This window comes from Candidatus Atribacteria bacterium, assembly GCA_011056645.1.
Classification (GTDB): Bacteria; Atribacterota; Phoenicimicrobiia; order Phoenicimicrobiales; family Phoenicimicrobiaceae; genus Sediminicultor; species Sediminicultor quartus.
Genome location: DSEL01000116.1, coordinates 1 through 5,820, shown reverse-complemented (window position 1 = coordinate 5,820; position 5,820 = coordinate 1). Strand labels below are relative to the sequence as shown.

Below are 5,820 nucleotides of genomic sequence, written 5' to 3'. Positions count from 1 at the left end.
TTATTATACTTACCGGCTACATCCTTTGTCAAGAAATATTTATTCAGCAGACAGTATAAACAGTCATTAATCATTCGCATGAAATACAGGTTTTCAGCTAATAGTGATAAGATGTAAAACCAAATTTAATTTTAATATTGAGCTGCTATATCAATTTAGTTGATTGGTGATTTATTTTAATTTTACTTTTTCAACCAAATAATCATACAACTAAACAAATAACCAACTCTTAACTAGAGTGAATGCATGTGATACGATTCACGAGATAGGGACTTGACTTCTACCTTCTATTTTCTTAACTTGATTCTCAAATAGTCGACACCAACGACACCGATTCTAATTTTGACATAAATAAATGAGCATGCTATAATTTATTTGGCTTTTCTAGAGTCAAAGGAATGGTGTAATGGTTTGAAGATCAAGGTTTTGAATAAGATAAATTTATTCTCGCATTCAATGTCAAATTAAGCCAATTTAATATATTTTCTATAAGATAAAATGGAAAATATAAAAAGGGGAGGTGATAGTTCTAAAATTTCGTATAATAAAATAGCGCATAGAAGGAGGAAATAACTATGCCAGCAAAAAGAATTTTAAAATTTATTTTTATTGTTGTTGGCGCAGTGATAGGCTATTGGGTGTATGATAAATTCTATATTATTTCTGACTTATATATTAATTATGATATTTTATTCAGTATCTTAGCAATAGCCCTTGGGGGAACGGTAGGTTTTTTGTTCTCCTTTTTATTTAATGCCAAAATCCAAACCGTATTTTCAGAAATTATTGGTTATTTGCAACAAATGCCCACCCAAAACTTTGCTGCAGCTACCATTGGATTAATTATTGGTCTTATTATTGCAAACTTGTTAGCTTATTCACTCTCATTTATTCCCATAATTGGTTCTTATCTTCCTATTATATTAAGCGTAATACTGGGGGCATTAGGAATAAATATGGGAGTTAATAAAAAAGATGAAATATTTAATATTTTGGGATTTTTCAAAAATATTAATAAAGTAAGAAGAAAAGAAAATAATAGACAGTTTGTCCATCCGAAGATCTTAGATACGAGTGTAATTATTGATGGCCGTATTTTAGATATTTGCCAAACAGAATTTTTGGAGGGCGAGTTAATCATCCCCCGTTTTGTTTTGTCAGAGCTCCAGCATATTGCTGATTCTTCAGATTCTTTAAAAAGGAACCGAGGGCGACGAGGTTTAGATGTACTTAATAAAATGACTAAAATTAAAAAGAATAAGGTAAAAATTATTGGCAAAGATTATAGCGAACCCAAAGAAGTCGACGCCAAGATAATTAAACTTGCAAAAGAAATTAATGCCAAAGTGATAACTAACGATTATAATTTGAATAAAGTTGCCCAGCTTGAAGGCATTCCTGTTTTAAATATTAATGATTTGTCTAATGCCTTAAAAGCAGTTGTCTTGCCTGGCGAGGAGATGAATACCCAAATAATCAAGGAAGGTAAAGAACCAGAACAGGGGATTGCATATCTTGATGACGGTACCATGATAGTAGTGGAAGACGGACACAAATATATGGGGAAAAAAGTGAATATTTTAGTAACGAGTATTTTGCAAACTCCTGCCGGCAGGATGATATTTGGCAGGGTAAAAAGTGTAATGGATAAAAAAGCTAATGAATTTAAAAATGTAGTTAGGTTATCTTCGAGAAAATGAAATTCGTATTTGGTATATGGTGAATCGGATCTCGTAAAGAAGCCAGTAGTCAGGAGCCAAATTAGTATTTAGTATTAGTATATAGTAAAGAGATAATAAGATAGGAAGCAGAAATCAAAAGACAAGAAATAGAAAGGTGATTAATAGAGCTTATTTTTACTGAAAATCGTAAACTGTGAATTTGTTTTTGTTACTCTAACGAACTATTCACTAACAACTAATTTAGCTGGGAGACCGGCAGGCTGGGTTAGTGATAAACCAACTAATTAAAATAAATTATGATTTGAAAAGGATCAAAAATGACGTTAAAAATATACAATACTTTAACCAAGAAAAAAGAGGAGTTTATTCCCCTTAAAAAAGGCCAAGTGGGTATGTATGTTTGTGGGCCTACGGTTTATAATTATATTCACATAGGGAATGCTCGACCTTTTGTAATTTTTGAAGTGGTTAGAAGATTCTTAAAATTTAAGGGATATAAAGTAACCTACGTACAAAATCTAACTGATATTGACGATAAAATGATCAATAAAGCCAAAGAACTCAAGACTACAGTCTCGGAATTAGCGGAGAAATTTATTCAAGAGTATTTTATCGATGCTGATTTTCTTCAGATAAAAAGAGCTGATATCCATCCTCGAGCCACAGAACATATCAAAGAAATAATAGAACTGGTAAAAGGATTAGAAGAAAAAGGATATGCTTACGAAATAGACGGTGATGTGTTCTTCAATGTAGCTAAATTTAAGGATTATGGAAAATTTTCCGGCCAGAACATTGAAGAATTAAAAGAAGGAGCAAGAGTAGAAGTAGACGAAAGAAAGAAGGAGTCCATAGATTTTGCCTTATGGAAAAGAATGAAGGAAGGAGAACCTGCCTGGGAAAGCCCCTGGGGGAAAGGAAGACCTGGTTGGCATATTGAATGTTCTGCTATGTCGATGAAATATTTGGGAGAAAGCTTTGATATTCATGCCGGTGGCTCAGATTTAATTTTTCCTCATCATGAAAATGAAATTGCTCAAAGCGAAGCTTATACTAACCAACAGTTTGTAAGGTATTGGATGCACAATGGTTACCTTTGCTTAGATAACCAGAAAATGTCTAAATCTTTAGGGAATATAATGAGTGTAAGAGACATTAGCCAGAAATACCAAGGAGAAATAATTCGTTATTTTATCCTTTCTGCTCATTATAGGAATCCGTTTAATTTTAGCGAGGAACAGCTTCAGCAAGCAAAGAGCAGTCTGCAGAGATTAAATAATACAATTTTTAATGTGATGCATTTTTTAAAAGAGGGTAAATTTAGAAAATCAAAAGATAAAAAGGATGAATTGATTTTAGAAAAAAGAAAAGAGAACACTCAGAAATTTATTGAAGCTATGGATGATGATTTTAATACCCCTGTTGCCCTTAGCTGTTTATTTAGTTTTGCCAGAGAGGTCAATATTTATCTGCGTTCTGCGAGGGCTAAAAATAAAGATGTGTTAGAAGACATTCTTAAATACTATCAGGAGTTAGGCGGTGAAATACTGGGAGTTTTAAAGGTTTTTGGTCAGGAAGAAAATTTCGAGAAAGAAATAAAGAAATTAATCGAAGAGAGAGAAGAGGCAAGAAAAAAAAAGGATTGGATTAAATCAGATCAAATCAGAGATGTATTGAAGGAAAAAAGAATATTGCTTGAAGATACCCCTGAAGGGGTAAGATGGAAAAAAATATGAGTGACATGTCTAGTATCTCGTGAAGAGTATCTCGTAAAGAAGCAAATAATTAAAGATATTATAATTGAATATATAAAAATTATTTCTCTAACGAGATGCAAGATAATAGATACGAGATATTAGAGTAATAATATATGCTAAACGCTGCCCGCTATACGCTATATAAGATTTCCAAGGAGGAACAATTCATGAGCTTAAAAGAAGGGGACAAGGGTTTTATTAATTACCGGAATTGTGACGATGAAGAACTTATTTACTTAGCTTGTCAGGGAAATTTGTTAGCAGAAGATTGCTTGATTAATAGATATAAGAAATTGGTAAAGATAAAAGCCCGCTCGTATTTTTTGGTTGGTGCTGATACGGAAGATATCATTCAGGAAGGAATGATTGGACTTTACAAGGCAGTACGAAATTATCAATTCAAGAAACTTTCCTCATTTAAAGCATTTGCTGAATTATGTATTACTCGACAGATAATTACTGCTATAAAAAGTGCTACCCGTCAAAAACATATACCTTTAAATTCATATATATCTCTTAATAGGCCAATTTATAATGAGGATTCCGACCGAACCCTGTTGGATATTGTAGACAATGCGAATATTAATGATCCTCAAGACTTATTTTTAAATAGTGAAAAATTAAATCACCTTAAATCGAGAATAAAAAGGATATTATCAGAATTAGAAAGAGATGTTTTGGAATCTTATTTAGATGCCAAATCTTATCAAGAAATTGCAGCTGATTTGGGAAGACATGTAAAATCGATAGATAATGCCTTGCAAAGGATAAAAAGGAAATTAGAATTAATTAATAAATAGTTTTTAAAAAGATTGACTTAATTATAAAAAATAATTATAATGTGTAAGATTGCCGATGTAGCTCAGTTGGCAGAGCAGCTGATTTGTAATCAGCAGGTCATCCGTTCGAACCGGATCATCGGCTCCATACAAGGCATAATAAAATAGATTCTCTTAAATAGTAAATCGTATCCCGCAAAGATAAAAAAAGATTTACGAAATGCAATGGGGAGGTACCAAAGTGGTTAAATGGAGCGGACTGTAGATCCGTTGGCTGAACGCCTTCGAAGGTTCGAATCCTTCCCTCCCCACCACTCTAAAAATATTACGCCCGCGTAGCTCAGTCGGAAGAGCGCATCCTTGGTAAGGATGAGGTCACCAGTTCAATTCTGGTCGTGGGCTCCAGTTAGTTAGACAAATATACAGATACATTTTTTTGTATTTAAGGAGGAAAAATCAAATGGCAAAAGAAAAATTTGTTAGAACTAAACCCCATATTAATGTGGGTACTATCGGTCATGTTGACCATGGTAAAACCACCTTGACCTCGGCTATCACTAAATATCTAGCCCACAAAGGCCTAGCCCAGGTAAAGGAATTTGATGATATCGATCGTGCTCCCGAAGAAAAGGAGAGGGGGATTACCATCTCGGTTTTTCATGCCGAATACGAGACCGAAAAGAGACACTATGCCCATATCGATTGTCCGGGACATGCTGATTACATCAAGAACATGATTACCGGAGCAGCCCAGATGGACGGAGCGGTCCTGGTAGTATCTGCTGCCGATGGCCCCATGCCCCAGACCAGAGAGCATATCCTTCTCGCCCGCCAGGTAGGAGTCCCCTATATCGTGGTCTTCCTGAATAAGGTAGATATGGTAGATGACCCCGAACTGATCGAATTGGTAGAGATGGAAATCAGAGATCTTTTAAATGAATATGAATTCCCCGGAGATGATATCCCGGTTATCAAAGGCTCAGCCTTGAAGGCCATGCAGGCTACCGATGTCAATGATCCGGCCTATAAGGCCATTGCTGAATTGTTAGAGGCGATAGATAACTATATTCCTACTCCTAAACGAGAAATGGATAAACCCTTCCTTTTGTCGGTAGAAGATGTCTTTTCTATCACCGGCCGTGGGACGGTAGCTACCGGTAGGTTGGAGAGAGGATTAGTCAAGGTGGGAGATCCGGCCGAGATAGTGGGGCTTGCTCCCAAGGTACGTAAGACCGTAGTCACCGGAGTAGAGATGTTCCGTAAGACCATGGATCAGGCTGAAGCCGGAGACAATATCGGTCTTCTTTTGCGAGGCATCGATAAAGAAGATGTAAAAAGAGGACAAGTAGTCGCAGTTCCCGGTAGTATTACCCCCCATACCAAGTTCAAAGGGGAGATGTACGTCTTAACCAAAGAAGAAGGAGGCAGACATACGCCTATCTTCAGCGGTTACCGTCCCCAGTTCTACTTCAGAACTACGGATGTAACCGGAACCGTCACTCTTCCCGAAGGGGTAGAGATGGTTATGCCCGGGGATAGAGTCACTATTAGCGGGGAATTGATTACTCCTATCGCTATGGAGAAACAGCTCCGCTTTGCTAT

General features: G+C 35.8%; 4 protein-coding genes and 3 tRNA genes. All 7 read left to right on the top strand.

Going from position 1 to position 5,820, the window contains the following annotated elements; translation table 11 throughout:
• Positions 1–575: 575 nt before the first annotated feature.
• Positions 576–1,700, top strand: coding sequence for a PIN domain-containing protein (locus tag ENO17_04725; GenBank protein ID HER24335.1), 1,125 nt, complete (start codon positions 576–578; stop codon positions 1,698–1,700).
• A gap of 299 nt (positions 1,701–1,999) precedes the next feature.
• Positions 2,000–3,418, top strand: a complete 1,419-nt coding sequence (locus tag ENO17_04720; GenBank protein HER24334.1) for a cysteine--tRNA ligase — start codon at positions 2,000–2,002, stop codon at positions 3,416–3,418.
• A gap of 188 nt (positions 3,419–3,606) precedes the next feature.
• Positions 3,607–4,239, top strand: a complete 633-nt coding sequence (sigH, locus tag ENO17_04715) for an RNA polymerase sporulation sigma factor SigH (GenBank protein ID HER24333.1) — start codon at positions 3,607–3,609, stop codon at positions 4,237–4,239.
• A gap of 51 nt (positions 4,240–4,290) precedes the next feature.
• A tRNA-Thr gene (locus ENO17_04710) sits at positions 4,291–4,366 on the top strand.
• A gap of 79 nt (positions 4,367–4,445) precedes the next feature.
• A tRNA-Tyr gene (locus tag ENO17_04705) sits at positions 4,446–4,532 on the top strand.
• A 15-nt stretch (positions 4,533–4,547) separates the two neighbouring features.
• Positions 4,548–4,623, top strand: a tRNA-Thr gene (locus tag ENO17_04700).
• Between the two features lie 55 nt (positions 4,624–4,678).
• Positions 4,679–5,820: elongation factor Tu (gene tuf, locus ENO17_04695; GenBank protein HER24332.1), on the top strand; the 1,142-nt coding region annotated here is incomplete at its 3' end.